General features: G+C 59.5%; 24 protein-coding genes. 6 read left to right on the top strand and 18 right to left on the bottom strand.

The features are described from left to right. The first annotated feature begins 83 nt into the window (after positions 1-83). The 4 genes from GIW69_RS13295 to GIW69_RS13280 all read left to right on the top strand — a co-directional run bounded on the left by GIW69_RS13295 (position 84) and on the right by GIW69_RS13280 (position 4,381). The gene (locus tag GIW69_RS13295; protein ID WP_236483136.1) at positions 84-1,100 is read left to right on the top strand and encodes an outer membrane protein assembly factor BamD; all 1,017 of its coding nucleotides are present in this window, start codon (positions 84-86) and stop codon (positions 1,098-1,100) included. A gap of 125 nt (positions 1,101-1,225) precedes the next feature. After that, entirely contained in the window at positions 1,226-1,459 is a 234-nt protein-coding gene (locus GIW69_RS13290) for a PP0621 family protein (protein ID WP_236483135.1), read from the top strand. Continuing rightward, complete coding sequence (locus tag GIW69_RS13285) at positions 1,449-3,038, top strand: ATP-binding protein (RefSeq protein ID WP_236483144.1); 1,590 nt, start codon at positions 1,449-1,451, stop codon at positions 3,036-3,038. Before GIW69_RS13290 ends, GIW69_RS13285 begins: the two co-directional genes overlap by 11 nt. Continuing rightward, positions 3,035-4,381, top strand: a complete 1,347-nt coding sequence (locus GIW69_RS13280) for a sigma-54-dependent transcriptional regulator (protein ID WP_236483134.1) — start codon at positions 3,035-3,037, stop codon at positions 4,379-4,381. Before GIW69_RS13285 ends, GIW69_RS13280 begins: the two co-directional genes overlap by 4 nt. Before the next feature lie 106 nt (positions 4,382-4,487). Here GIW69_RS13280 and thiO read toward each other — a convergent pair whose 3' ends face one another. Genes thiO through GIW69_RS13245 form a run of 7 tightly spaced genes read right to left on the bottom strand, consistent with a single transcriptional unit; the run spans position 4,488 to position 11,267 of the window. Further along, complete coding sequence (gene thiO / locus GIW69_RS13275; RefSeq protein WP_236483133.1) at positions 4,488-5,588, bottom strand: glycine oxidase ThiO; 1,101 nt, start codon at positions 5,586-5,588, stop codon at positions 4,488-4,490. A gap of 57 nt (positions 5,589-5,645) precedes the next feature. Next, entirely contained in the window at positions 5,646-6,047 is a 402-nt protein-coding gene (locus GIW69_RS13270) for a type IV pilin protein (RefSeq protein WP_236483132.1), read from the bottom strand. Between the two features lie 14 nt (positions 6,048-6,061). Continuing rightward, positions 6,062-9,160 carry a PilC/PilY family type IV pilus protein gene (locus tag GIW69_RS13265; protein WP_236483131.1) on the bottom strand — a complete coding sequence of 1,033 codons (3,099 nt, stop codon included), beginning with the start codon at positions 9,158-9,160 and terminating at the stop codon, positions 6,062-6,064. Beyond that, a complete protein-coding gene (locus GIW69_RS13260) occupies positions 9,147-9,626 on the bottom strand; it encodes a PilX N-terminal domain-containing pilus assembly protein (RefSeq protein WP_236483130.1) in 480 nt (159 codons plus the stop codon). The genes GIW69_RS13265 and GIW69_RS13260 overlap by 14 nt, the downstream gene beginning before the upstream one ends. An 11-nt stretch (positions 9,627-9,637) precedes the next feature. After that, positions 9,638-10,351 (bottom strand): prepilin-type N-terminal cleavage/methylation domain-containing protein, encoded by a 714-nt coding sequence (locus tag GIW69_RS13255; RefSeq protein WP_236483129.1) that lies wholly within the window; start codon positions 10,349-10,351, stop codon positions 9,638-9,640. Beyond that, on the bottom strand, positions 10,348-10,797 hold the full coding sequence (pilV, locus tag GIW69_RS13250; protein ID WP_236483128.1) for a type IV pilus modification protein PilV: 450 nt from the start codon (positions 10,795-10,797) through the stop codon (positions 10,348-10,350). The genes GIW69_RS13255 and pilV overlap by 4 nt, the downstream gene beginning before the upstream one ends. Further along, entirely contained in the window at positions 10,794-11,267 is a 474-nt protein-coding gene (locus GIW69_RS13245) for a GspH/FimT family pseudopilin (RefSeq protein WP_236483127.1), read from the bottom strand. Before GIW69_RS13245 ends, pilV begins: the two co-directional genes overlap by 4 nt. 127 nt (positions 11,268-11,394) lie before the next feature. Here GIW69_RS13245 and GIW69_RS13240 point away from each other — a divergent pair, with 127 nt between their 5' ends. Continuing rightward, positions 11,395-11,952 carry a GspH/FimT family pseudopilin gene (locus tag GIW69_RS13240; RefSeq protein ID WP_236483126.1) on the top strand — a complete coding sequence of 186 codons (558 nt, stop codon included), beginning with the start codon at positions 11,395-11,397 and terminating at the stop codon, positions 11,950-11,952. On the opposite strand, the gene ispH is transcribed toward GIW69_RS13240, so the two are convergent. From ispH to murJ, 6 genes are all read right to left on the bottom strand, one after another. After that, entirely contained in the window at positions 11,921-12,868 is a 948-nt protein-coding gene (gene ispH, locus GIW69_RS13235; RefSeq protein ID WP_236483125.1) for a 4-hydroxy-3-methylbut-2-enyl diphosphate reductase, read from the bottom strand. The genes GIW69_RS13240 and ispH overlap by 32 nt on opposite strands. 144 nt (positions 12,869-13,012) lie before the next feature. After that, the gene (gene fkpB / locus GIW69_RS13230) at positions 13,013-13,456 is read right to left on the bottom strand and encodes an FKBP-type peptidyl-prolyl cis-trans isomerase (RefSeq protein ID WP_236483124.1); all 444 of its coding nucleotides are present in this window, start codon (positions 13,454-13,456) and stop codon (positions 13,013-13,015) included. Next, the gene (gene lspA, locus GIW69_RS13225; RefSeq protein WP_236483123.1) at positions 13,449-13,961 is read right to left on the bottom strand and encodes a signal peptidase II; all 513 of its coding nucleotides are present in this window, start codon (positions 13,959-13,961) and stop codon (positions 13,449-13,451) included. The genes fkpB and lspA overlap by 8 nt, the downstream gene beginning before the upstream one ends. Beyond that, positions 13,954-16,785 carry an isoleucine--tRNA ligase gene (ileS, locus tag GIW69_RS13220; protein WP_236483122.1) on the bottom strand — a complete coding sequence of 944 codons (2,832 nt, stop codon included), beginning with the start codon at positions 16,783-16,785 and terminating at the stop codon, positions 13,954-13,956. Before ileS ends, lspA begins: the two co-directional genes overlap by 8 nt. Positions 16,786-16,798: 13 nt before the next feature. Beyond that, the gene (gene ribF / locus GIW69_RS13215) at positions 16,799-17,737 is read right to left on the bottom strand and encodes a bifunctional riboflavin kinase/FAD synthetase (protein ID WP_236483121.1); all 939 of its coding nucleotides are present in this window, start codon (positions 17,735-17,737) and stop codon (positions 16,799-16,801) included. Positions 17,738-17,866: 129 nt separating this feature from the next. Then, the gene (gene murJ / locus GIW69_RS13210) at positions 17,867-19,405 is read right to left on the bottom strand and encodes a murein biosynthesis integral membrane protein MurJ (RefSeq protein WP_236483120.1); all 1,539 of its coding nucleotides are present in this window, start codon (positions 19,403-19,405) and stop codon (positions 17,867-17,869) included. Between the two features lie 252 nt (positions 19,406-19,657). Here murJ and rpsT point away from each other — a divergent pair, with 252 nt between their 5' ends. Beyond that, the gene (gene rpsT / locus GIW69_RS13205) at positions 19,658-19,930 is read left to right on the top strand and encodes a 30S ribosomal protein S20 (protein ID WP_003228351.1); all 273 of its coding nucleotides are present in this window, start codon (positions 19,658-19,660) and stop codon (positions 19,928-19,930) included. A 187-nt stretch (positions 19,931-20,117) separates the two neighbouring features. On the opposite strand, the gene GIW69_RS13200 is transcribed toward rpsT, so the two are convergent. The 5 genes from GIW69_RS13200 to rplU form a co-directional block, all read right to left on the bottom strand. Next, positions 20,118-20,585 carry a CreA family protein gene (locus GIW69_RS13200; protein WP_236483119.1) on the bottom strand — a complete coding sequence of 156 codons (468 nt, stop codon included), beginning with the start codon at positions 20,583-20,585 and terminating at the stop codon, positions 20,118-20,120. A gap of 11 nt (positions 20,586-20,596) precedes the next feature. Beyond that, positions 20,597-21,715 carry a glutamate 5-kinase gene (gene proB / locus GIW69_RS13195; protein ID WP_236483143.1) on the bottom strand — a complete coding sequence of 373 codons (1,119 nt, stop codon included), beginning with the start codon at positions 21,713-21,715 and terminating at the stop codon, positions 20,597-20,599. Positions 21,716-21,852: 137 nt separating this feature from the next. Next, complete coding sequence (gene cgtA / locus GIW69_RS13190) at positions 21,853-23,076, bottom strand: Obg family GTPase CgtA (RefSeq protein ID WP_236483118.1); 1,224 nt, start codon at positions 23,074-23,076, stop codon at positions 21,853-21,855. 192 nt (positions 23,077-23,268) lie between these two features. Continuing rightward, complete coding sequence (gene rpmA, locus GIW69_RS13185; RefSeq protein ID WP_007950960.1) at positions 23,269-23,526, bottom strand: 50S ribosomal protein L27; 258 nt, start codon at positions 23,524-23,526, stop codon at positions 23,269-23,271. A gap of 35 nt (positions 23,527-23,561) precedes the next feature. Further along, positions 23,562-23,876, bottom strand: coding sequence for a 50S ribosomal protein L21 (gene rplU, locus GIW69_RS13180; RefSeq protein WP_003176051.1), 315 nt, complete (start codon positions 23,874-23,876; stop codon positions 23,562-23,564). Positions 23,877-24,083: the final 207 nt, after the last annotated feature.

The following is a 24,083-nucleotide window of genomic DNA, read 5'->3' as shown; positions in this document are numbered from 1 at the left end:
GCCCCGAGGCTTTTCAACGGGGCGCTCATCATAACAGGACGGCCCCGCCCAAGACAGCGGCCGTCATAGGGACGCAAGCCGCCATGCAAGTGAAACACCTGCTGCTGATCGCCATCCTCGCATTGACCGCTGCTTGCTCATCGAAGGAAGTCGTCGACGAAAACCTGAGCGAATCCGAGCTGTACCAGCAGGCTCAGACCGATCTGGACAACAACAGCTATACCAGCGCCACCGCCAAGCTGAAGGCTCTGGAATCGCGTTATCCGTTCGGGCGCTACGCCGACCAGGCGCAGCTGGAGCTGATCTACGCCAACTACAAGAACGCCGAGCCGGAAGCTGCAAAGTCCGCCGCCGAGCGTTTCATCCGTCTGCATCCGCAGCACCCGAACGTGGATTATGCCTACTACCTCAAGGGCCTGACCTCGTTCGACCAGGACGTCGGCCTGCTGGCGCGCTTCCTGCCGCTGGACATGACCAAGCGTGACCCGGGTGCCGCCCGCGACTCGTATAACGAGTTCGCGCAGCTGACCAGCCGCTACCCGAACAGCCGCTACGCGCCGGACGCCAAGCAGCGCATGATCTACCTGCGCAACCTGCTGGCGGCTTACGAAATCCACGTGGCCGACTACTACTTGACCCGTCAAGCCTATGTGGCCGCCGCCAACCGTGGTCGTTACGTCGTCGAAAACTTCCAGGAAACCCCATCGGTCGGCGACGGACTGGCGGTGATGACCGAGGCCTATCAGCGTCTGCACCTGGACGAACTGGCAGCCACCAGCCTGGAAACCCTGAAGCTTAACTACCCGAATCACCCGAGCCTGCAAGACGGCCAATTCGTGCCGTCGGTCGATGAAGCCGACAACCGTTCGTTCCTGAGCAAGGCAACCCTCGGCCTGATCGAATCCCGTCCGCCGCTGCCGCCGGGTGAGACCCGCGCCAACCAGGACGTGCAGAAGCAGTTCCAGGAAGCGAAAGACGCGATCCCGAACGAGCTGAAGCCCAAAGACGAGAACGGCGACGTGATCGAAGAGCCTGAGCCGGAATCGACCGACACTGACCGCTCGTGGTTCAGCTACATGACCTTCGGCGTGTTCGACTGACACACCGGGTTATGAAAAAGGGAGATCTGCGGATCTCCCTTTTTTATGGCCGCCGTTCAAATAGGCTGTGCGCTGCGCAAGGCCTTGGCTAAACTGCCGATTCATTCGTCACAAAGCCGCCCATCATGCTTCGATTACTGTTCTGGATCGCCCTGATTGCCGCCGCCTTCTGGCTGTGGCGCAAATTCAAGGCCCCTGCCGCCCCTTCCCAACCCTCGCGCGACCAGGACGCCGCACCGATGGTGCGTTGCGCTCATTGCGGGGTGCATTTGCCGCGCGACCGCGCACTGAATCTTCAAAAACAGTGGTATTGCAGCCAGGCTCACCTTGAGCAAGGCCCAGGTTCCAGTGATCGCTGAGGCCGCCAACGCCGACAGCAAACAAGCCCAGCGACTGCTGCGCCTTTATCACCTTTACCGTTTGAGCGTCGGCATCACCCTGGTGCTGCTCATCTCCAGCGACATGGACAACCGCCTGCTGACGTCGGCCAACGATGACTTGCTGCGCAGCGGCAGCTGGTTGTATCTGGTGCTGAACATTCTACTGGTGGTGTTCCTCGAGAACACCCGACGACCGGCGCAGCTGTTTTGTCTGGCGCTGGTCGACGTGTTGCTGCTGTGCGGGCTGTTTTATGCCGCCGGTGGCGTTGGCAGCGCGATTGGCCATTTGCTCATCGTTTCCGTGGCCATCAGCAATACCCTCCTGCGACGCAGCATCGGGCTATCGATCGCGGCCATCGGTGCACTCGGCATCGTCGGCCTGACTTTTCTGCTGGGTCTGAATCACGCGCTGAGCGCCAATGATTACTTGCAGGCCGGTACGCTCGGCGCGCTGTGTTTCGCCGCGTCATTGTTGGTGCAAGGCCTGACGCGGCGCCTTGAGGTCAGCGAAAATCTGGCTGAGCAGCGCGCCAGCGAAGTCGTCGGGCTCGAAGCCCTCAATGCCTTGATCCTGCAACGCATGCGCACCGGCATTCTGGTGCTCGACGAGCAACGCCGCGTTCAACTCGCCAACCACAGCGCCCTCGCCCTGTTTGGCCGACAGACACTGGAAGGGCAGCGGATCGATGACCACTCACCGGAACTGGTCGAACGCTTGCAACTGTGGTTGAGCAACTCAACCTTGCGCCCGCAGAGCCTTAAGATCCCCGGCAACGGCATCGAGCTGCAACCCAACTTCATCGCCCTGGATCAAAGTCCCAACCAGCAGACACTGGTGTTCCTCGAAGATCTCGCGCAAATCGCCCAGCAAGCCCAGCAACTTAAACTTGCCGCACTGGGACGCCTGACCGCCGGCATCGCCCATGAAATCCGCAACCCACTGGGTGCTATCAGTCACGCCGCGCAGTTGCTGCAGGAATCAGAGGAACTCGATAGCGCGGATCGGCGTCTGACTCAGATCATTCAAGATCACTCCCAGCGCATGAACCGAATCATCGAAAACGTCCTGCAACTGTCCCGCCGCCCGCACAGCGCACCGCAAAGACTGGATCTATTGCCGTGGCTGGAACGTTTTGTCGAGGAAAGCCGAGAACACGCCACTGACCGGCAAACAATCCATGTACGAGCCGAGCCGGGCGACTTCCGCACGTTGATGGATCCCAACCAATTGACGCAGATTCTCGATAATCTGCTGCGCAACGGCTGGCGTCACAGTGCCCTGCTGCACGATCAGGCCGAAGTCTGGCTAACGCTGTTTATCGACGCCGAAAGTCAGCTGGCCGTACTCGAAGTGCTGGATAACGGCCCCGGCGTGCCCCTTGATCAGCAGTCGCACCTGTTTGAACCGTTCTTCACCACCAGCAGCCAAGGCACGGGCCTTGGGCTGTATCTGTCCCGTGAGCTGTGCGAAAGCAACCAAGCGCGCCTAGACTTTAAATCACGCCAAGGCGGCGGCTGCTTTCGCATCACTTTTGCTCACGGACGGAAACACAGTTGAATACAAGCTCACGGCAAAAGATCCTCATCGTCGACGACGAACCGGACATCCGCGAACTCCTGGAAATTACCCTGGGCCGGATGAAGCTCGACACCTTCAGCGCACGCAATGTCAGCGAAGCTCACGCGTTGCTCAAGCGCGAAACCTTCGATCTTTGCCTGACCGATATGCGCCTGCCAGACGGCACGGGGCTTGAACTGGTGCAGCACATCCAGCAACGTTACTCACAACTGCCGGTCGCCATGATCACCGCTTATGGCAGCCTTGAAACGGCGATCAACGCCCTCAAGGCCGGCGCTTTCGATTTCCTCACCAAACCGGTCGACCTCACGCGTTTGCGTGAACTGGTCGGCACGGCCTTGCGAATGCCGGCAAGCGGTGGCGTGGCGACCTCGATTGAACGCCGTCTGCTCGGCGACTCAGTGCCGATGCGCAACTTGCGCAAACAAATCGACAAACTCGCCCGCAGCCAGGCGCCGGTGTACATCAGCGGCGAATCCGGCAGCGGCAAGGAGCGCGTTGCCCGCTTGATTCACGAACAGGGCCCGCGCGCCAGCCAGCCGTTCGTGCCGGTGAACTGTGGGGCGATTCCTTCGGAGCTGATGGAAAGCGAGTTTTTCGGCCACCGCAAAGGCAGTTTCAGCGGGGCGGTGGAAGACAAGCCTGGGCTATTTCAAGCGGCGCAGGGCGGTACGCTGTTTCTCGATGAGGTGGCAGACTTGCCGCTGTCCATGCAGGTCAAATTGCTGCGAGCGATTCAGGAAAAAGCCGTGCGCAGCGTCGGAGGCCAGCAGGAAACCGTCGTCGATGTGCGCATCCTCTGCGCGACGCACAAGGATCTTGAAGGCGAAGTCGCCGCCGAGCGCTTTCGCCAGGACTTGTATTACCGGCTCAACGTGATCGAACTGCGCGTGCCTTCGCTGCGCGAGCGTCGCGATGACATCGAAGTGCTGGCCGCGCACATACTCAAACGACTGGCCAACGGCAGCGGCGACACCGCCGCCCGCCTGCATCCGCAAGCCCTCGAAACCCTGAAAAACTATCGTTTTCCGGGCAATGTCCGGGAGCTGGAGAACGTGCTGGAGCGGGCGCACACCCTGTGCGAGAACGGTTTGATCGAAGCTGAAGATTTGCGGTTGAGCGAAGGCAATTGCACGGCGGATTCGGGCGTGCCGGATCTGACGCAGATCGACAATCTGGAAGACTACCTGGAAAGCGTTGAACGCAAGTTGATTCTTCAGGCACTGGAAGAGACACGCTGGAATCGCACGGCGGCGGCGCAGCGGTTGAGTTTGTCGTTTCGGTCGATGCGTTACAGACTGAAAAAGCTCGGTCTGGATTGAGGGCCCCATCGCTGGCAAGCCAGCTCCCACAGGTTTTGTGTTGAACACACGTCCTGTGGGAGCTGGCTTGCCAGCGATGGCGATCTGAAAGCACTACATAAACAGGTTAGATCCTGCCCTCGGGGGCATACGGTGCCGGATCAATGATCGGCGCACGCCCCAACATCACATCGGCAAACAATTGACATGACGCGGGCGCCAGCACCAACCCGTTACGGTAATGCCCGCAATTGAGCCACAAGCCAGCAAACCCCGGCACGCGCCCGATATACGGAATGCCTTCCGGCGATCCCGGGCGCAATCCGGCCCAATGCCCCACCACCTCGGCATCTGCCAATGCCGGCAACAATTCAAGTGCCGAAGCCTTCAGGCTTTCCAGCGCCGTATCCGTCGGCGTTTTGTCGAAGCCTTCATGTTCCAGCGTGCTGCCGATCAAAATGTGCCCGTCGCGACGCGGTATCGCATAACGCCCTTTGGCGAGCACCATGCTCGGCAGGAAATCCGCCGCGCATTTATACAAAATCATCTGCCCTTTCACCGGTTCTACGGGCAACGTCAAATCCAGTGTCTTCAGCAAATCGCCGCTCCAGGCGCCGGCCGTCAGCACAACCTGGTCACCGGCAATCACGCCATCAGCGGTTTGCACGCCGACAATTTTTTCGCCCTCACGTACAAATCCGCTCACTTCGCAGTGCTCATGAATCGTCACATTCGGCAGCGCCAGCAAAGCGGACTTCAGCGATTTCACCAGACGCGGATTGCGCACATTGGCGACGTCGGCCATGTAGATCGCCCGGGAAAATCCACCGCCCAACACCGGCACGGCATCGCGCGCCGTCGAGATATCCACAGCTCGCAGCGGACGATTCTCCCGTGCTGCCCAGGCCAGCGCTTCAGCTTCGTCATCCAGATCCAGCCAATACAGGCCGGTGGTGTGCACCTCGGGGTCGACACCGGTGGCGGCGAACAGACGCTCGCCGAGCTGTGGATAAAAATCCTGCGACCAGTGCGCCAGTGCCGTCACCGCCGGGCTGTAGCGCCACGGATACAACGGAGAAACGATACCGCCGCCCGCCCAGGACGATTCCTGCCCAACGTTCGAACGATCCAGCAGCACGACGCTGCTCACTTCGGAGGCGAGATTATAGGCGGTGAGCAGGCCAATCACCCCGCCACCGACAATCACCACTTGCTGTTGCCTGGTCATGTTTGGTCCAACCGTAAAAAAGACAGTGGGCGCAAAAGGCGCCCGAACAGGAATGGCTCAGCGGCCCCAGCAATTCTTGGTGGTCAGGCCGGTGGTTGCGTTGTTCATGCTTCTGACGCCGGTGTTGGTCAGGGTGAAGTCGCCGCATTTGTCGGTCGCCATTGCCGAACCGGACTTGCGGGTCGCGGTCAGCAGAAAAGTCTGGTCGGTGAGCGTCGGGGTGATCGTGTAGAAATCCGTCCCCGCGCTCAATCCGGTGGCATTGGTATAGACATTGTTCCGGGTGTAGTAACGCTCGAGAATCTGCGCCTGCTCGGACAACACGCTCACCACTTCGGCGCGGCGGCCCTTCTTGATGTATTCGGTGAGGCTCGGGTAGCCGATGGTGATGATGATTCCGATGATCGCAATCACGATCATGATTTCGATCAGGGTGAAGCCCCGGTTGGATCTGCGCATGCCTCGACTCTCGCTTACTGAATTTGCCGCCACATGATACGGCGACTGCCGCCGCCGCCCTTTTCCACAAGCGTGGTGATGTTGCTGTTGGTTTCGGTCACCAGCTTGCCCTTGCCGCCATTGACGATGGCGTTCAGTGTCGGGATGCCGCCAGTGAAAACCACGCCGCTGGAGATCGTGTCGCTGGTATCGACCACGCCATCGTTGTTGGTATCGAGTACCGCATAGTTGAGCATCTTACCGTTGAACGCATCGAGTTCGATCAATTTGCCGGTGCCAAAACTGGAACAGGGATCGGTGGTATCGACGATGGCCGTGGTAAACACGATTCGCCCCAGCACGAGGCTGGCCTGGTTGATCACCCGCTCGCCGGTCAGCACGTTGTTATAAATCAGCGGCAAATACCAGCCCTTCTCGCCGGGATACGTCGTGTCATTCTGAGTGGTGGTGACGAACTGCCCGGTACTGCCGGAGAACACGCCGGTAAGCGCCTGCGCCTGCAAACTGCTGACGGTAATCTGCCCTGAGCCGCCGTCGGCATCCCATATCGAATAAAAGGCCTGCAGATCCTTGTTGGTCTTGTCGGCGGTTTCGTTGAACTTGCCCGTGCCGAAAAATATCTGCTTGCCGCCCACTGAGTTGTCCGCCAGCAGCGGTTGCGCAGTGATTGGCTGAGTCGCGCCACCCGGCGCGGTGAACAGCGGCTTGCCGGAAAAGGCTAGGCCCCAGCTGTCCGTCGACGTTGCACTGAGGTCGAATTTCCACAACCGTCCTTTCAAGTCACCGCCATAGGCGGCTTGCACCACGTTCTGTGAGTTAACCCGCAATTTCACCGACGAGAGCCCATTGGTGGTCTCCGTGCTGTCGATGACGATTTTCTTGATCAGCGCGCCGTTGGTCACGTCCAGCACATACAGCGCGGCTACTCCGGAGTTGCTGCCATAACCGTTGGCAATGAAAGCGGCCCAGCGACCATCGGGCAAGCGTGCCACCTCCGGCCGGGCGTAGGCGTAACCCAGATCATTGAAAGCGTTCGCGGTACTGGCGGTGGCCGGCGCACTGACTTCCCACAAGGCCTTGATGACGTTACCCGCTGACGCATCGAACATTTGCAGAGCGTAAAACGTTTTGCCGCCGGCCCCGGTTCCGCCAATGGCCAGGGTTCTCCAGGCTTTGCCGAATTGCGCGTCAAACACACCGACTTGACCATCCACCAAAAACTTGTGACTGACGCCATTGATATAGCCCGGATCGGCAATCAGCCGCAGCGAAGGCAGCACACTGGACGGCATGTACGCATAACGCCGGGTGCCGTTGGCCGTATTGATAACGTTGACGAAACCATCGTTGGCATTCACCACCAGGCTGGCGTTCATGTTCGACGCCTTAGTGGTGAGGTAGGTGCTGTAAGTCGTGTCGCCGGACAGATCAGAGGCGGTTTTTTCTGTCGGCGAGGCCAGCACCAACGGTGAGTTGATGATGTCGCCGAGCAAGACGCTGCGCACCTTGAGGCCGGTCTTGTTGGTGCCCTTACTCCATTCCACCAGGTCATTGCCCGTAATGCCGGTGGGCAGATTCTGACTCAGCGTGGTTTGCTGGGCCGGGGAAAGGCTAGCGAAGGCCAGCGTGACGGCCGCGTTGTTCAATGTATTCCACGATTGATAGGTCGGTGCCGTGGCGCCGGGCACGATGGTCGTGTCGGTGTTCCATACCGCCGCAGACGAATTCACCGCACCGGCCGACGTGAAGCCGAAGGCTTTGATGGTGCCGCGCCAGTCCTTGGGGTCGTAGCTGGTCTGGAAAAAGTTGCTGGTGCTGGTGAGCGTGGTGCCACTGGTAACGCCGCTGCCGCCGGAACCGGCCTTTGATGTGATGTCGCTCAACGCCGAGGAGAGCGCGGCGTTGAGGCCGGTGCTGTCGGTCGCCTGGTAATACTTGCCCTGCCCGTAAGCGGCCGCATCCGACAGCATGTCGTTGGAAGCGGTAAACCCGACGGTGTAGGTGTTCATGTTCTGCTTGGGAAAGTCCACGGCGTTCCAGCTCTTGCCCGCCGCATCAGTGCCGGTGGAGCGCATGTCGATGTCGAAGGCGAACTTGGCGATGTCGTCGAAGTACAACGTGTCACCCTCACCGTCCCCGTTGAGGTTATTGCCGTCGTTATTGACGCCGTCCCAGTTGGGCAAGCGGCTGCCACCCAGCGGATCGTTGGTGGGAAACGTGCGGTCGAAGGTCGGCAAGCCGTCGGTGATCACCACCCCGTAGTTTTTCTGGCAGCGGTACTGGATCGGACTGGTGTAAGTGCTCGGCGTCGAGTTGTAGTAAGGCGCCAGGCCGCGCATGTAGCGGGTGATCTCGTAATAGGTCTCGGCCAGTGGCGTGTTGGCCACGGCGCTCAAGCCGTTGATCGACGAGATCAGCGCGTTGTAGTTGGTGTTAGCCTGGGCCTGGGTCACGCTGCCGGTGACGGGTGCCAGGTCGCTGATGGCCCGGGCGATGAAACCGCCATTGCCGGAATTGTTGCTGGTGACCGGGTTGAACGTCGACAGGCCGATGCGCAGCGAGCGGTTATTGGCAACCAGCGCCGTGGACACGTTACGTGCCACGTTGATTCGGTAGTCGTTCGGAATCGCACCCGTGGTGAAGTCGCGGGTGCCGTTGTTGATCGCCAGACCGACCACGTAGGCAATGTAATCCCCCGAGTAACGGGTGTTCTCGTTGCCAACCGGATCCGGCAGTTTCAGGCAAAGCGGCGCAATACTGTTGTTATAAAAAGCGTACGCCCCGCCGGAGCATCCGGAGGTCGGGAGGCTCGATAAAAAAACCGAATCACCGGTAATCGCTGGCGCGTTAAGACCCGAGCACAACCCGAGGAATGCATTACATTGCCGGGCGGGTATACGGTCGACCGTCGGATCAAACCCTGCCGCGTAAATAATGCTATTCATGCTCCCCGAGTCATCGATCAGCAGCATAACGTTCGGTGGCACCGCCGCCGCGCTCAACAGTGGCGAATCCGAGGGCGTGAAAGCATACGCTGGCGCACTTAAATACAGGCTCGCCAGCATGCCGAACAGCAGCGACCGCCATCCGTTGCGGTGCTCAATATTTCGCATAAACACTCTCCACCACGCTGCGTGAACTGCCGGCGAGGCCTACCGCTGTCACCCGGTACAACGTCGCCGAGGTATTGCTCGGCACATTGACCGCCGTCAGCGTGGTGCCAATATTTTGCACACCATAAAAACCGCCTCCGGCCGCCACCCACATCACACCGGACGTCGAGTTGAGCCCCGCCGCGCGGACCACCGACGATTCCGCCGGCGGCGCGCACTGGGTCGTGGTCGTGCACACCGCCAGCGAATAGGTGTCGAGTTGCACAGCGCTTTCACCCATTCGAAGCGCCGCTTCGGCGGTCTGGAATGACTGATTACGCAGGCTGATGCTGCTGGTCATCTTTTCCTGCAGGTTGGCGCTCTGCATCGAGGACAAGCCAATCAGGGTCAACAGCAACAGAAACACCAGACTGACCAGCAATACCATGCCGCCCTGCGCCTGACGCTTGTGCAGGGAAATCCCCATCGGCCAGGCTCTCATTGCAGACGGTTGCGCAAAGCGGCAACCACGTTGAAGGTTTGATTGCGCACCCGGTTGTTGGGGTCGGTGAGTGTCAGGCTCAGACGGATGCTGCGGATGCGTGCCGGATCGACCGGGTTGGCGCTGTAGCTGGAGGCCGCCACGTCGGTTGCAGTCGCAGCCAGGCCGAACAGGACAGTGAACGCACTGACGTTGTTGACCAGCGCCACCTGCGCGGGCGTGCCACTGCCGGTACCCATCAGAATCTGGTTGTTGCTGAAGCTATAAATGAGGCGCCGGATCGGAAAACCGATTTGCCCACTGGCTGGAGTACGCAAACCGGTGTACGCCGTGGCCGTGTTGCGACAATCGGAAACCACCGTCCAGGTCGGCGTGCCGCCACCGTTGCCGACATCGGCCGTCACCAGAGTCAGTTTGAGATTCGCGTTGTCCCAACTGACGGGCGTAAGCTGCGCTGCATTGAAATCCCCTGCACTGCTCGCGTCGGTGATCGTGCCAAGGCAACCGAACATGCCCACCATGCGAATCTCCTGGATCATCTTGCTCAAGACGAATCGCGCGTCTTCCTGCATCGCGGCGGCGCTGTTCTGGCTGGCGTAGGTGTTTTTTGCGGCGATGAAGGTCTGCACGACACCAAGTACGATGATCAAGCCGAGGGCCAATGCGACGAGAAACTCAATGAGGCCGAAGCCTTGGTTATGACGCTTCATGGCGTTGCCACCGGGTCGACAGCGACACGACTGGTCAGCACGAAGCTTCGCCGGGAATTGGCGGCGTTGGCGGCGCGTGCGTCATCCCACGTGATGGTGATGGTGTAGACGCGCTGGTTGAGGGCGATGCTGCCGGTCGCGGTGGCGCCGCCGAAGTTGACGATATTGGTGGTGAAGTCGTAAAGATCCTGATCACGGGCAACATTAAGGTTGCCGGAGGTCGGCGGTGTGGTGGTGTAATTGGCGCCCGAGTTGGCGCGGATGCGATCCATCATGTCGTAGGCAATAAAACTGGCCTGACTGGCCATACGTGAACTGTCGGTGTACTTCAGCGCATTGAGTTGAACCGCTGCCGCGCCCAACAACCCTATGGTCAGAATCAGTAACGCGACCAGCACTTCGATCAGCGTCATGCCCTTCTGTGCCTGCCTGCTCCCTGCCGTCATCCGCAACTACCACCCAATTGAATTCGTCCGTTCAGACACACGTTCAGCGTCCTGCTTTGCGTTCCCAGCGTGTAAGTAATGACCACCGCCGTGGCCGGCGCCGCCAGCCCCCCGAGATTGTTGAAATCCAGCGCGGTCACCCCAGAGGTTAGTGCCAGAGTCGCTCCGCTGCTCATGGCTGGAACAACCCGCAATACATTGGCCGGATTGCCAGTACTGTCATACACCGTCAACTCGCCCGTCCAGACGCTGCCGCCGGCCGTCGGTCGAAGCCGCGTAGTCACGCCGCGATCAATCGCCTCGAGCCTTGCGTAATTGATCGCCCGTTGCAGGTCGCCGACTTCGGTATCGGCACGGGTGCCCTGAATCGAACGGGTAAAAGCCGGCACCACCAGCGTGGTCAGTACCAGGAACACGGCGAGCGTCACCAGCAGCTCGATCAGCGTGAAACCTTTTGTACGATGATCCATCGATGCCCTCCGTTGCCGTCGGCTATACCTGATACACGCTAGAACATTCAGCTGACGCCCGTCAGTTGATTTGCCTCGATTGGCGCACGGATTGCGCCGATCACGAGACTCCACGGAGGGAGCTGCCATGCCGCAACAGGGTTTCAGCCTGATCGAACTGCTTATGGGACTGGCGATTGGCGCAATTGTTCTGTCGCTGATCAGTCCGGCGTTCGCCACGCTTACCGAATCGAACCGTCGAGATCAGTCTGCCGAGTCGTTGATCAGCGGCATCCGCAACGCCAGAGCCCTGGCCATCGCGCGCAGCCAGAGCGTGGTCATCCACGGTATCGAAGGCGACTGGAGCAAGGGCTGGCGGATCATTCTCGACAGCAGCGGCAAAGGCGCGGACGACAGCGACAATCCAATGCTGGTCGAACGTGCGAGTGATTCGCGTATTGCGATTGTCGGCAACTGGTCAGTCAAAAAGTACATACGCTTCAGCAGCCTCGGCGAGCCACTGATGCCCGGTCGGGCGTTTCAGGCGGGGACGTTGCATATTTGCGCAACAGGCAAAGCGGTCAGCCAGCTTCAGGTGGTGCTGGCCGCCAGCGGGCGGGTTCGCCTGAGCAACCACCAGGTTGCACAGGCGTTATGCCCGGAAGCAAAAAGCCTTAAAGCAGGGAACGTACGCGCAGCTCTTTAGGCATCGAGAACGTGATGTTCTCTTCACGGCCGGCCAGCTCGTCGGCGCCAGTGGCGCCCCAGGCCTGCAACTGTTCAATGACGCCGCGCACCAGCACTTCCGGCGCGGAAGCCCCTGCGGTGATGCCGATGCGCTCGACACCATCGAACCAGCTCTTTTGCAGGTCCTCGGCGCCGTCGATCAGATAGGCCGGTGTCGACATGCGTTCGGCCAGTTCACGCAGGCGATTGGAATTGGAGCTGTTCGGGCTGCCAACCACCAACACCACATCGCATTCGTCGGCCAGTTGCTTGACCGCGTCCTGACGGTTCTGTGTGGCGTAGCAGATGTCGTCCTTGCGCGGGCCACCGATGGCCGGGAAGCGTGTACGCAGGGCATCGATGACGCGACTGGTGTCGTCCATCGACAACGTCGTCTGGGTGACAAAGGCCAGTTTTTCCGGGTTGTGTACCTGCAAGGCAGCGACATCTTTCTCGTCTTCAACGAGGTAAATAGCTCCGCCATTGCTGCCGTCATATTGGCCCATGGTGCCTTCGACTTCCGGGTGACCGGCGTGGCCGATCAGGATGCATTCACGCCCGTCGCGGCTGTAGCGCGCGACTTCGATGTGCACCTTGGTCACCAGCGGACAGGTCGCGTCGAACACCTTAAGGCCACGGCCGGCGGCTTCGGTGCGCACGGCCTGGGAAACGCCATGGGCGCTGAAGATCACGATGACGTCGTCCGGCACCTGATCCAGTTCTTCGACGAAAATCGCGCCACGGGAGCGCAGGTCTTCGACCACGAACTTGTTATGCACCACTTCATGACGCACGTAGATCGGCGGCCCGAAGACTTCCAGGGCGCGGTTGACGATTTCGATCGCCCGGTCCACACCGGCGCAGAAGCCACGGGGGTTGGCGAGTTTGATTTGCATGCTGTGCCTCGTGTCTTGCGCGCAAGAAATAGCGAAAACGATGGAAACCCTCGTGGGAGCGAGCCTGGTCGCGAATGCTGACTGACATTCAACAAAGGTGTTGTCTGACACACCCTTTTCGCGAGCAGGCTCGCTCCCACATTTTTACAGCGCTCTGACGGAGATGATTTCTACGTCAAAGGTCAACGTCTTGCCTGCCAGCGGGTGGTTGAAGTCGATCGTCACTTGCGTGTCATCGAACTCTTTCACCACGCCTGGCAACTCAGTATTGGCCGCATCGTTGAAGATCACCAGCAAACCGGGCGACAGTTCCATATCGGTGAACTGGCTGCGCGGGATCACTTGCAGGTTTTGCGGGTTCGGCTGGCCGAAGGCGTTTTCCGGCTCGACGGTCAGCGTACGCTTGTCGCCGGCCTTGAAGCCGAACAGCGCTGCTTCGAAACCCGGCAGCAGGTTGCCATCGCCAACCTTGAACGTGGCGGGCGCCTTGTCGAACGTGCTGTCGACGGTGTCGCCATTCTCCAGGCGCAGTGCAAAGTGCAGCGTGACTTCCGTGTTCTGGCCGATGCGTTGTTCTGCTTCAGTCATGAACAGCTTCTCCGGTTTTCTTGGTTTTGAACATGTCCAGTGCCAGCATCACTGCGCCAACGCTGATGGCGCTGTCGGCAAAGTTGAACGCCGGGAAATACCAGCGGTTTTGCCAGTGCACCAGAATGAAATCGATCACATGGCCCAGGGCAATGCGGTCATACAGATTGCCCAGCGCACCACCCAGCACCAGCGCCAAAGCGACGGCCAGCCAGGTTTCGTTGCGCCCCAGGCGCTTGAGCCAGACCACCAGCACCGCACTGACCACGATCGCGATCAGGGCAAACAGCCAGCGCTGCCAGCCGGAGCTGTCGGCGAGAAAGCTGAATGCCGCGCCGGTGTTGTAGGCCAGCGTCCAGCTGAAGTAATCCGGAATGATCACGATCTGCTGGTACATTTCGAGCCTGTCTTCAAAGTAGAACTTGCTGGCCTGGTCAATGACCAGCACCAGCAAACTCAACCAGAGCCAGCTCAACCGTCCGAAACGGCCGATGGCGTTAGGCATAGTGACGAACCTCGCCGGCGCCGCTGATGTTGTCCACGCAACGGCCGCAGATTTCCGGATGCTCCGGGTTCACGCCAACGTCTTCACGGCAGTGCCAGCAACGGGCGCACTTGGTGAAGGCGGATTTGACGATCTTCAGCTTCAGGCCGCTGACTTCGGTGACCACGGCATCGGCCGGCGCCTGCACGAACGGTGCGACGCTGGCGGTGGACGTGATCAGCACGAAGCGCAGTTCGTTGCTCAGCTTGGCCAGATCGGCGCTCAGCGCGTCTTCGGCATACAGCGTCACTTCGGCTTGCAGGTTGCCACCGACAGCCTTGGCTGCACGCTGGATTTCCATTTCCTTGTTGACCGCGACTTTCACTTCCATGATGCGATCCCAGTAAGCGCGACCCAGCTCGAAGCCTTCCGGCAGCTCGGTCAGGCCTTCGTACCAGGTGTTGAGCATCACCGATTCGTTGCGCTCGCCCGGCAGGTACTGCCACAGCTCGTCGGCAGTGAAGGCGAGGATCGGCGCGATCCAGCGCACCAGCGCTTCAGAGATGTGGAACAGCGCGGTCTGGCACGAGCGGCGCGCCTTGCTGTCGGCGCCGGTGGTGTACTGGCGATCCTTGATGATGTCGAGGTAGAAGCCGCCCAATTCCTGCACGCAGAAATTGTGGATCTTCGAGTAGACGTTCCAGAAACGGTATTCGCTGTAGTTCTCTTGCAGCTCGCGTTGCAGCAGCAAGGTGCGATCCACGGCCCAACGATCCAGTGCGAGCATTTCTTCGGCTGGCAGCAGGTCGGTGGCCGGGTTGAACCCGGTCAGGTTGGAAAGCAGGAAACGCGCGGTGTTACGGATACGCCGATAAGCGTCCGCACTGCGTTGCAGGATCTGGTCGGACACGGCCATTTCGCCGGAGTAGTCAGTCGAAGCGACCCACAGACGCATGATGTCGGCGCCCAGGGTGTCGTTGACTTTCTGCGGCGCGATCACGTTGCCCAGAGACTTGGACATCTTGCGGCCGGACTCATCGACGGTGAAACCGTGGGTCAGCAGTTCGCGGTACGGCGCGTGATTGTCGATGGCGCAACCGGTCAGCAATGACGAGTGGAACCAGCCACGGTGTTGGTCGGAGCCTTCCAGGTACAGGTCGGCGCGCGGGCCGGTCTCGTGGCCCATCGGGTGCGAACCGCGCAGGACGTGCCAGTGCGTGGTGCCCGAATCGAACCAGACGTCGAGGGTGTCGCTGATCTTGTCGTACAGCGGCGCCTCGTCACCAAGCAGTTCGGCGGCGTCCATCTTGAACCAGGCTTCGATGCCTTCGACCTCAACGCGCTTGGCGACTTCTTCCATCAGTTCGACGGTGCGCGGGTGCAGTTCGCCGCTTTCCTTGTTGAGGAAGAACGGGATCGGCACGCCCCAGTTGCGCTGACGGGAGATGCACCAGTCCGGACGGTTGGCGATCATCGAGTGCAGGCGCGCCTGGCCCCAGGCCGGGACGAACTTGGTGTCTTCGATGGCTTTGAGCGAGCGTACGCGCAGGGTATCGCCGCTGACGGGCTCTTTGTCCATGCCAATGAACCACTGCGCGGTGGCGCGGTAGATCAGCGGAGTCTTGTGACGCCAGCAGTGCATGTAGCTGTGTTCGATGACGGTGGTGTGCAGCAGCGCGCCGACTTCGGTCAGTTTGTCGACGATGGCCGGGTTGGCCTTCCAGATGAACTGGCCGCCGAAGAACTCCAGGGTCGGCACGTAAACACCGTTGCTCTGTACTGGATTGAGGATGTCGTCGTTGACCATGCCGTATTTCTTGCAGGTCACAAAGTCGTCCACGCCATAGGCCGGAGCGGAGTGAACCACACCGGTGCCGGCGCCCAGCTCGACGTAGTCAGCCAGGTATACCGGCGACAGACGGTCGTAGAACGGGTGACGGAAGTTGATCAGCTCCAGCGCTTTACCCGTTGTGGTCGCGATGACCGAACCTTGCAGCGAGTAGCGCTCCAGGCACGCCTCGACCAGTTCTTCGGCCAGCACCAGCAGCTTGTCGCCAACATCGACGAGGGCATAGTTGAATTCCGGGTGAACGTTCAGTGCCTGGTTGGCCGGGATCGTCCACGGGGTGGTGGTCCAGATCACGATTGAGGCAGGTTTGCTCAACGACGGCAGACCGAACGCGGCAGCCAGTTTGGCCTCGTCAGCAATCGGGAAGGCGACGTCAATGGTCGAGGACTTCTTGTTCTCATACTCGACTTCCGCTTCAGCCAAAGCCGAACCGCAGTCGAAGCACCAGTTCACAGGCTTGAGGCCCTTGAACACGAAACCGCCCTTGACGATTTCGGCGAGGGCGCGGATTTCACCGGCCTCGTTCTTGAAATCCATGGTCTTGTACGGGTTGGCGAAGTCGCCGAGCACGCCGAGACGGATGAATTCGGACTTCTGCCCTTCGATCTGCTCGGTGGCGTAGGCACGGCACAGTTCGCGGGTCTTGTCGGCGCCCAGGTTCTTGCCGTGGGTCACTTCAACCTTGTGCTCGATCGGCAGGCCGTGGCAGTCCCAACCCGGAACGTACGGCGCGTCGAAGCCCGACAGGGTCTTCGAACGGATGATCATGTCCTTGAGAATCTTGTTCAGTGCATGACCGATGTGGATCGTGCCGTTGGCGTACGGAGGGCCGTCGTGCAGGACGAACTTCGGACGATCCTTGCCAATCTCGCGCAACTTTCCGTACAGGCCAATACTGTCCCAGCGCTGCAGGATCTGCGGTTCGCGCTGTGGCAGGCCGGCCTTCATTGGGAAGGCGGTGTCCGGAAGGTTTAGCGTGGCTTTATAGTCGGTCATTTAAGGCTCTTCATTAGCGATGGGCGCTAGGTGCGGCTAGTGCACGGGCGGCGGCGACATCCGCGTTAATCGCCGTTTTCAATGCCTCCAGGGAGGCGAAGCGCTGCTCTTCACGCAGCTTTTGGTGGAAAACCACCGTCAGACGCCGGTCATACAGATCGCCGGCAAAATCTAAAAGATGTACTTCAAGGTGGGCCTTGCCATCACCTTGCACCGTGGGCCGCACGCCGATATTGGCGACGCCGGGCCAGGTCTTGCCGTCGATGTCGACATCCACCAGGTAAACCCCGGTAAACGGCACACGACGACGCTTGAGCTGAATATTGGCCGTGGGCGTACCCAATTGCCGCGCCAGTTTCTGACCGTGCAACACGCGACCGGCGATCCGGTACGGACGACCGAGCAAGCGTTCGGCCAAGGCAAAATCAGCGGCGGCCAGCGCATTGCGAACCTGAGTGCTGCTGACGCGAATGCCGTCCAGCTCGACGGTTTGAGCGGCTTCGACGGTAAAACCGTGAACCTGACCGGCTTGCATCAGGAAATCGAAATCACCGAGGCGGTCGCAACCGAAACGGAAGTCGTCGCCGACCTCAAGATGCTGCACGCCGAGGCCATCCACCAGAATCGTGTCGACAAACTCGCTGGCGCTGAGTTTGCTCAGGCGCTGGTTGAATGCCAGGCACAGCACCCGGTCAACGCCTTCGGCAGCCAGCAGTTGCAGCTTGTCGCGCAAGCGCGCCAGCCGTGCCGGTGCAGTGTCGGGGGCGAAAAACTCCCGGGGCTGCGGCTCGAAAATCACCACGCAGCTGGGTACGCCCAACTCGAGCGCACGCTCACGCAGTCGGGCCAGGATAGCCTGGTGACCACGGTGAACACCGTCAAAGTTGCCAATAGTGGCGACGCAGCCCCGATGCTGGGGGCGCAAGTTGTGGAGGCCTCGAACCAGCTGCATAACGCGCTTCTTGCTCATAAAGTGGCCGATTATAACCACACCCGGCGGCCGACGACAGGCAACACCGTCACCCAAAGTGATCGAGCCGACAAAACTGCCGGCTCGCCCAGGCTTATCGAGGTCAAAACCTCAGCTCAGCGCCTTGCGATTGAAGTCACGCAGACGGAAGCCCATCAACAGCAACATGCCGAAATAAGCCACCACGCCCGCCGCGATCAGCGCGCCCAGACGCAGGAACCGCTCAAGCATGTGGCCCTCATCCCACGCCGGCATGAAATGCATGCCGACCAGCAATACCGCCGACATCACCGCCACCGCGACCACCAGTTTGAAACCAAACTTTGCCCAACCCGGCTGCGGCTGATACATCTGTTGCTTGCGCAGCTGATAGAACAGCAACCCGGCGTTCAGGCAGGCGCCGGCACTGATTGCCAGCGCCAGACCGGCATGGGCCAGCGGGCCGATCAATACCAGATTGAACAATTGAGTCACCACCAGCGTGAAGATCGCGATTTTTACGGGTGTGCGGATGTTTTGTTGCGCATAAAACCCCGGTGCCAGCACTTTGATCACGATAATCCCGAGCAGACCGACAGAGTACGCAATCAGCGCACGCTGGGTCATTTCGGCATCGAAGCCGCTGAACTGGCCGTACTGGAACAGCGAAACGGTCAACGGCTCGGCGAGAATCCCCAGCGCCAGCGCGCAGGGCAGCACCAGCACGAAGCACAAACGCAGGCCCCAATCGAGGATGCGCGAGTATTCATGACGATCCTTGCTGGCGTAGGTCTTGGCCAGGGTCGGCAGCAGAATTGTCCCGAGCGCCACACCCAGCACACCTGACGGCAACTCCATCAAACGGTCGGCGTAATACATCCACGACACCGAGCCGGCCACCAGGAACGAGGCGAAAATCGTGTTGATGATCAGGGAAATCTGGCTCACCGACACACCGATGATCGCCGGCAGCATCTGCTTCATCACCCGCCAGACGCCGGTATCGCGCAGGTTCAGGCGCGGCAGCACGAGCATGCCGATCTTTTTCAGGTGCGGCAGTTGATAGAGCAACTGTGCCAGACCACCGACCAGTACCGCCCAGCCGAGGGCCATGACCGGTGGATCGAAGTAAGGCGTCAGGAACAGCGCGAACACGATCATGCTGACGTTGAGCAGCGTCGGCACGAAGGCGGGTACGGAAAACCGGTTCCAGGTATTGAGAATCGCGCCGGCCAGCGACGACAGGGAGATCAGCAATATATAAGGGAAGGTCACGCGCAACAGGTCGGTGGTCAGCTGAAACTTCTCCGGCGTATCGACAAAACCGGGGGCCGTGGCCCAGATCACCCACGGCGCGGCAATTATGCCCAGCGCGGTCACCAGTGCCAGCACCAAGGTCAACAACCCGGTGACATAGGCAACAAAGGTGCGCGTCGCCTCTTCACCCTGCTGACTCTTATATTCGGCCAGGATCGGCACGAAGGCTTGGGAAAAGGCACCTTCGGCGAAGATCCTGCGTAGCAGATTGGGCAACTTGAAGGCGATGAAGAAGGCGTCAGTCGCCATTCCAGCGCCGAATGTCCGCGCAATCAACGTATCCCGAACAAAACCCAGAACCCGGGAAACCATGGTGATAGAGCTGACGGCGGCCAACGATTTGAGCAGATTCATTGAGGGAATGTGTGCCTGTCGATAAACAGCAGGCGAACAATGCGCCTACTTGTGCGATACTCCGCGCCGCAACAGCACAGAGCCAAAGCTCGCGAGTTTACAGGTCACACGCCGGAAAGAAATATCCCGTCGCACCACACCTACCACTTAGCGGAACGTTTCAAGCGCCCTTGACAAGACTTCAACTCATCGGCATGATTCGCGGCCTATTTTGTTTGCTATTTCCTAAAAAGTCTTTCGAGGAGCTCGACGGTGGCCAACTCACCTTCCGCCAAAAAACGTGCAAAACAGGCTGAGAAGCGTCGCAGCCACAACGCCAGCCTGCGTTCCATGGTTCGTACCTACATCAAGAATGTAGTTAAGGCCATCGACGCAAAAGACGCTGAAAAAGCTCAAGCTGCATACGTTCTGGCTGTGCCAGTTATCGACCGCATGGCCGATAAAGGCATCATCCACAAGAACAAGGCTGCTCGTCATAAGAGCCGTCTGAATGGCCACGTCAAAGCACTGAAAGAAGCTGCTTAATCCGACGTAGTCATTAAAAAACCGACCTTAGGGTCGGTTTTTTATTGCCTGTGATTTGGTGAGCCAAACACAAAAAAAACGTAGGAGTGAGCCTGCTCGCGATGCCGGTATGTCAGTCGACATTAATATTGACCGATACACCGCTATCGCGAGCAGACTCACCCCTACAGGATTGATTTTGCGTTTTTTACTGCTGGACGGGCGCCCACGGCAGAATCGGGATTGCCGTCACTGCATTCTGCGGACTGCCTTCGATCAAGCGATCGCTGTAGACCAGGTACACCAACGTATTGCGCTTCTTGTCGAGGAAACGCACTACCTGCATGGTCTTGAACACCAGTGACGTGCGCTCCTTGAACACCTCATCACCATCCTTCAGCTCGGCTTTGAACTTGATCGGGCCGACCTGACGGCAGGCGATGGAAGCTTCGGCACGATCTTCAGCCAACCCCAAGCCACCCTTCACGCCGCCCGTCTTGGCGCGCGACAGATAGCACGTCACGCCTTCGACTTTCGGATCGTCAAACGCCTCAACGACAATACGGTCGTTCGGGCCGACGAATTTGAACACTGTCGATACCTGACCGATTTCCTCGGCCGAGGCCAGCAATGGCATCGCCATGAGCAAGCCCAACAATCCTTTTGCTATGCGCATCGAGTTTTTCCTTAGACCAGAATCAAGTTGTCACGGTGAACCAGCTCAGGCTCCGCCATGTAACCCAGCAAACCGACAATCGCATCCGACGACTGACCGATGATTTTTTGCGCTTCCAGAGCACTGTAATTTGCCAGGCCACGGGCAATCTCACGCCCGTCCGGCGCCACGCAAACCACCATTTCCCCGCGACGGAAACTGCCCTGCACAAGCTTCACACCCACCGGCAGCAAGCTCTTGTTGCCTTTGGACAGGGCCGATACCGCGCCCTCATCCAGCACCAGCGTGCCACGGGTCTGCAGATGACCGGCCAGCCACTGCTTGCGCGCCGCCAACATACCGCGCTCGGGTGACAGCAAGGTGCCGATACGCTCGCCCGCCTTCAGGCGATCCAACACGCGCTCAAGACGCCCGCCGACGATAATCGTGTGCGCACCGGAACGCGCCGCCAGACGCGCAGCACGCAGCTTGGTCTGCATGCCGCCACGACCCAGCGCGCCACCGGTGCCGCCCGCCACCGCATCCAGCGCCGGATCATCGGCACGCGCTTCGTAAATCAGCTGCGCATCGGGATTGTTGCGCGGATCGGCGTCGAACATGCCGTCGCGATCCGTGAGAATCACCAGCAGATCCGCCTCGACCAGGTTGGCCACCAGCGCCGCCAGCGTGTCGTTGTCGCCGAAACGGATTTCGTCGGTAACCACGGTGTCGTTTTCGTTGATGACCGGGATGACTTTCAGCTCGACCAGTGCACGCAGGGTGCTGCGGGCATTCAAGTAACGCTTGCGGTCGGAAAGGTCATCGTGGGTCAGGAGAATCTGCGCGGTGTGCCGGCCATGCTCGGCAAAGCTCGACTCCCAGGCCTGCACCAAGCCCATCTGGCCGATAGCCGCAGCTGCCTGGAGTTCGTGCATCGCACTGGGTCGTGCGCTCCAGCCCAGACGGCTCATGCCGGCCGCCACCGCCCCGGAGGACACCAGCACCAACTCGACGCCAGCCTCATGCAAGGCCACCATCTGCTCGACCCAGACACTCATTGCCGCACGATCAAGCCCCTTGCCATCCGCTGTCAGCAAAGCGCTGCCGATCTTCACGACCCAACGCTGCGCACCTGTCACCTTGCTCCGCATCATCTTCAACCTTAGCTTGAGGGCGGCGCGACCTGGCACCGCCCATGACGTTAATCGTGGCTATTGCTGACCAACGATCGATTTCCAGATACTAAAACGCCGCTCGATTGAGCGGCGTTCAAGTTTACTGCAACGGATCAGTCACGCACGTAAATGATTTCCGGACCGTCTTCGTCATCCACATCTTCTTCGTCCCAGTCATCGTCGCCGATGTCGTGGACCGACTTCACGCCGCTGCGACGCAGGGCACGCTGATCATCCAGCGCCTGCAGTTGCGCACGAGCTTCGTCTTCGATGCGCTGATCGAGATCCGCCAACTCTTCCTTGTAGGCAGGGTCATTGGCCAGACGATCGGCGCGATCTTCCAGATAACGCATGATGTCGCGAGTCAGACGCTCGGTGCCCTCTTTGGCGATGGCCGAGATCACGTAGACCGGACCTTCCCACTGAAGACGCTCGACCACTTCCTTGACGCGCTCTTCGTGCTCTTCCTCGAGGATCTGGTCGCACTTGTTCAGCACCAGCCAGCGATCACGCTCGGCCAGGGACGGGCTGAACTTGGTCAACTCATTGACAATCACTTCAGCGGCATCCGGTGCACTGCTTTCGTCCAGCGGCGCCATGTCGACGAGGTGCAGCAACAGACGCGTACGCGCAAGGTGCTTGAGGAAGCGAATGCCCAGGCCCGCACCATCGGAGGCACCTTCGATCAAACCCGGGATGTCGGCAATAACGAAGCTTTTCCAGCGATCGACACTGACCACACCGAGATTCGGCACCAACGTGGTGAACGGGTAGTCAGCGACTTTCGGCTTGGCGGCCGACACCGAACGGATAAACGTACTTTTACCGGCGTTCGGCAAGCCCAGCAGGCCAACGTCGGCCAACACTTTCATTTCCAGCTTCAGGTCACGCTGCTCGCCCGGCTTGCCCGGGGTAGTCTGACGTGGCGCACGGTTGGTACTGGATTTGAAACGGGTGTTGCCCAGACCGTGCCAGCCACCCTGAACCACCATCAACTTCTGACCGGCCTTGGTCAGGTCGCCGATGACTTCCTGGGTTGCGGAGTCGATCACCGTGGTGCCGACCGGGACGCGCAGAACCAGATCCTCGCCCTTCTTGCCGGTGCAGTCCGTGCTGCCGCCGTTCGAGCCACGCTCGGCGTCGAAGTGACGGGTATAACGGTAGTCCACCAGGGTGTTGAGGTTTTCGTCGGCCATCATGTAGATGGAACCGCCGTCACCGCCATCACCGCCGTTCGGGCCACCGTTCTCGATGAATTTTTCCCGACGGAAACTCATGGCGCCATTGCCGCCGTCACCAGCCTTTACGCGAATCGATACTTCATCAACAAACTTCATAACAAACGCCTCTCGCCATACGGACGAGCCGAAAAACAATCAAGACATAAGACTCTTGCAAAAATGAGTGCAGCGAGCCCAAAACACGATCTATATCGTACGCCACAGCCCATGCAAACAGCTTTGCAAGAGACTCACCCCACAAACGAAAAAGCCCCGTCGCAAGACAGGGCTTCTCCAGCATTCTCGCAATTAAGCTGCGACAACGCTCACGTAACGGCGGTTGAACGCGCCCTTTACTTCGAACTTGATCACGCCTTCGATTTTAGCGAAGAGAGTGTGATCTTTACCCATGCCAACGCCGTAACCAGCGTGGAATTGGGTGCCGCGCTGACGCACGATGATGTTGCCGGCCTTGATGACCTGGCCGCCATACATCTTCACGCCAAGGCGTTTGGCTTCTGAGTCGCGACCGTTACGGGTACTACCACCAGCTTTTTTGTGTGCCATGAGTTCAATTCTCCTAGTGAGGAATTAGGCTGAAATTAAGCCTGAATACCGGTGATTTTGATCTCGGTGTACCACTGGCGGTGGCCCATACGCTTCATGTGGTGCTTACGACGACGGAACTTGATGATGCGGACTTTATCGTGACGACCTTGGGAGATCACTTCAGCCACAACGGTAGCGCCAGCAACAACTGGAGCACCGATATTCACGTCGTCGCCGTTGGCAACCAACAGAACGCGATCAAAGGTAACGGATTCGCCGGTAGCGATTTCCAGTTTTTCGATCTTCAGGTATTCACCTGGGGCGACTTTGTACTGCTTGCCGCCAGTAACGATTACTGCATAAGACATGGTATTTCTCCGATAATCCTGCTCACCCAGCGCTTTATAAGAAGAGGTATTGGCTGGCATGGCTGCATGGGGCTGGAAGGCCCGCTTGCAATTGCGTAAGGCAGGTGCTGCCCAGGAAGTTCAGGGTGCGCGATTGTACGCAAGGCATGAGCGCCTTGCAATAGGCCGTCCATCGCGCCTTGACAGTCCCGGACGTGGGTCCTAGCA

This window comes from Pseudomonas syringae (assembly GCF_021605415.1).
Classification (GTDB): domain Bacteria; phylum Pseudomonadota; class Gammaproteobacteria; order Pseudomonadales; family Pseudomonadaceae; genus Aquipseudomonas; species Aquipseudomonas syringae_S.
This window is presented reverse-complemented; position numbering and strand designations above follow the sequence as displayed.

What these genes read in the sequence shown, in the direction of transcription:
- cgtA (WP_236483118.1), bottom strand. Translation starts at nt 23,076, where the DNA reads ATGAAGTTTGTTGATGAAGTATCGATTCGCGTAAAGGCTGGTGACGGC.
- GIW69_RS13255 (WP_236483129.1), bottom strand. Translation starts at nt 10,351, where the DNA reads ATGAAGCGTCATAACCAAGGCTTCGGCCTCATTGAGTTTCTCGTCGCA.
- proB (WP_236483143.1), bottom strand. Translation starts at nt 21,715, where the DNA reads ATGCGGAGCAAGGTGACAGGTGCGCAGCGTTGGGTCGTGAAGATCGGC.
- GIW69_RS13265 (WP_236483131.1), bottom strand. Translation starts at nt 9,160, where the DNA reads ATGCGAAATATTGAGCACCGCAACGGATGGCGGTCGCTGCTGTTCGGC.
- GIW69_RS13245 (WP_236483127.1), bottom strand. Translation starts at nt 11,267, where the DNA reads ATGGATCATCGTACAAAAGGTTTCACGCTGATCGAGCTGCTGGTGACG.
- rpmA (WP_007950960.1), bottom strand. Translation starts at nt 23,526, where the DNA reads ATGGCACACAAAAAAGCTGGTGGTAGTACCCGTAACGGTCGCGACTCA.
- GIW69_RS13240 (WP_236483126.1), top strand. Translation starts at nt 11,395, where the DNA reads ATGCCGCAACAGGGTTTCAGCCTGATCGAACTGCTTATGGGACTGGCG.
- GIW69_RS13290 (WP_236483135.1), top strand. Translation starts at nt 1,226, where the DNA reads ATGCTTCGATTACTGTTCTGGATCGCCCTGATTGCCGCCGCCTTCTGG.
- pilV (WP_236483128.1), bottom strand. Translation starts at nt 10,797, where the DNA reads ATGACGGCAGGGAGCAGGCAGGCACAGAAGGGCATGACGCTGATCGAA.
- rplU (WP_003176051.1), bottom strand. Translation starts at nt 23,876, where the DNA reads ATGTCTTATGCAGTAATCGTTACTGGCGGCAAGCAGTACAAAGTCGCC.
- murJ (WP_236483120.1), bottom strand. Translation starts at nt 19,405, where the DNA reads ATGAATCTGCTCAAATCGTTGGCCGCCGTCAGCTCTATCACCATGGTT.
- GIW69_RS13260 (WP_236483130.1), bottom strand. Translation starts at nt 9,626, where the DNA reads ATGGGGATTTCCCTGCACAAGCGTCAGGCGCAGGGCGGCATGGTATTG.
- ileS (WP_236483122.1), bottom strand. Translation starts at nt 16,785, where the DNA reads ATGACCGACTATAAAGCCACGCTAAACCTTCCGGACACCGCCTTCCCA.
- ispH (WP_236483125.1), bottom strand. Translation starts at nt 12,868, where the DNA reads ATGCAAATCAAACTCGCCAACCCCCGTGGCTTCTGCGCCGGTGTGGAC.
- GIW69_RS13270 (WP_236483132.1), bottom strand. Translation starts at nt 6,047, where the DNA reads ATGCGCAGATCCAACCGGGGCTTCACCCTGATCGAAATCATGATCGTG.
- lspA (WP_236483123.1), bottom strand. Translation starts at nt 13,961, where the DNA reads ATGCCTAACGCCATCGGCCGTTTCGGACGGTTGAGCTGGCTCTGGTTG.
- GIW69_RS13295 (WP_236483136.1), top strand. Translation starts at nt 84, where the DNA reads ATGCAAGTGAAACACCTGCTGCTGATCGCCATCCTCGCATTGACCGCT.
- ribF (WP_236483121.1), bottom strand. Translation starts at nt 17,737, where the DNA reads ATGCAGCTGGTTCGAGGCCTCCACAACTTGCGCCCCCAGCATCGGGGC.
- GIW69_RS13200 (WP_236483119.1), bottom strand. Translation starts at nt 20,585, where the DNA reads ATGCGCATAGCAAAAGGATTGTTGGGCTTGCTCATGGCGATGCCATTG.
- thiO (WP_236483133.1), bottom strand. Translation starts at nt 5,588, where the DNA reads ATGACCAGGCAACAGCAAGTGGTGATTGTCGGTGGCGGGGTGATTGGC.
- fkpB (WP_236483124.1), bottom strand. Translation starts at nt 13,456, where the DNA reads ATGACTGAAGCAGAACAACGCATCGGCCAGAACACGGAAGTCACGCTG.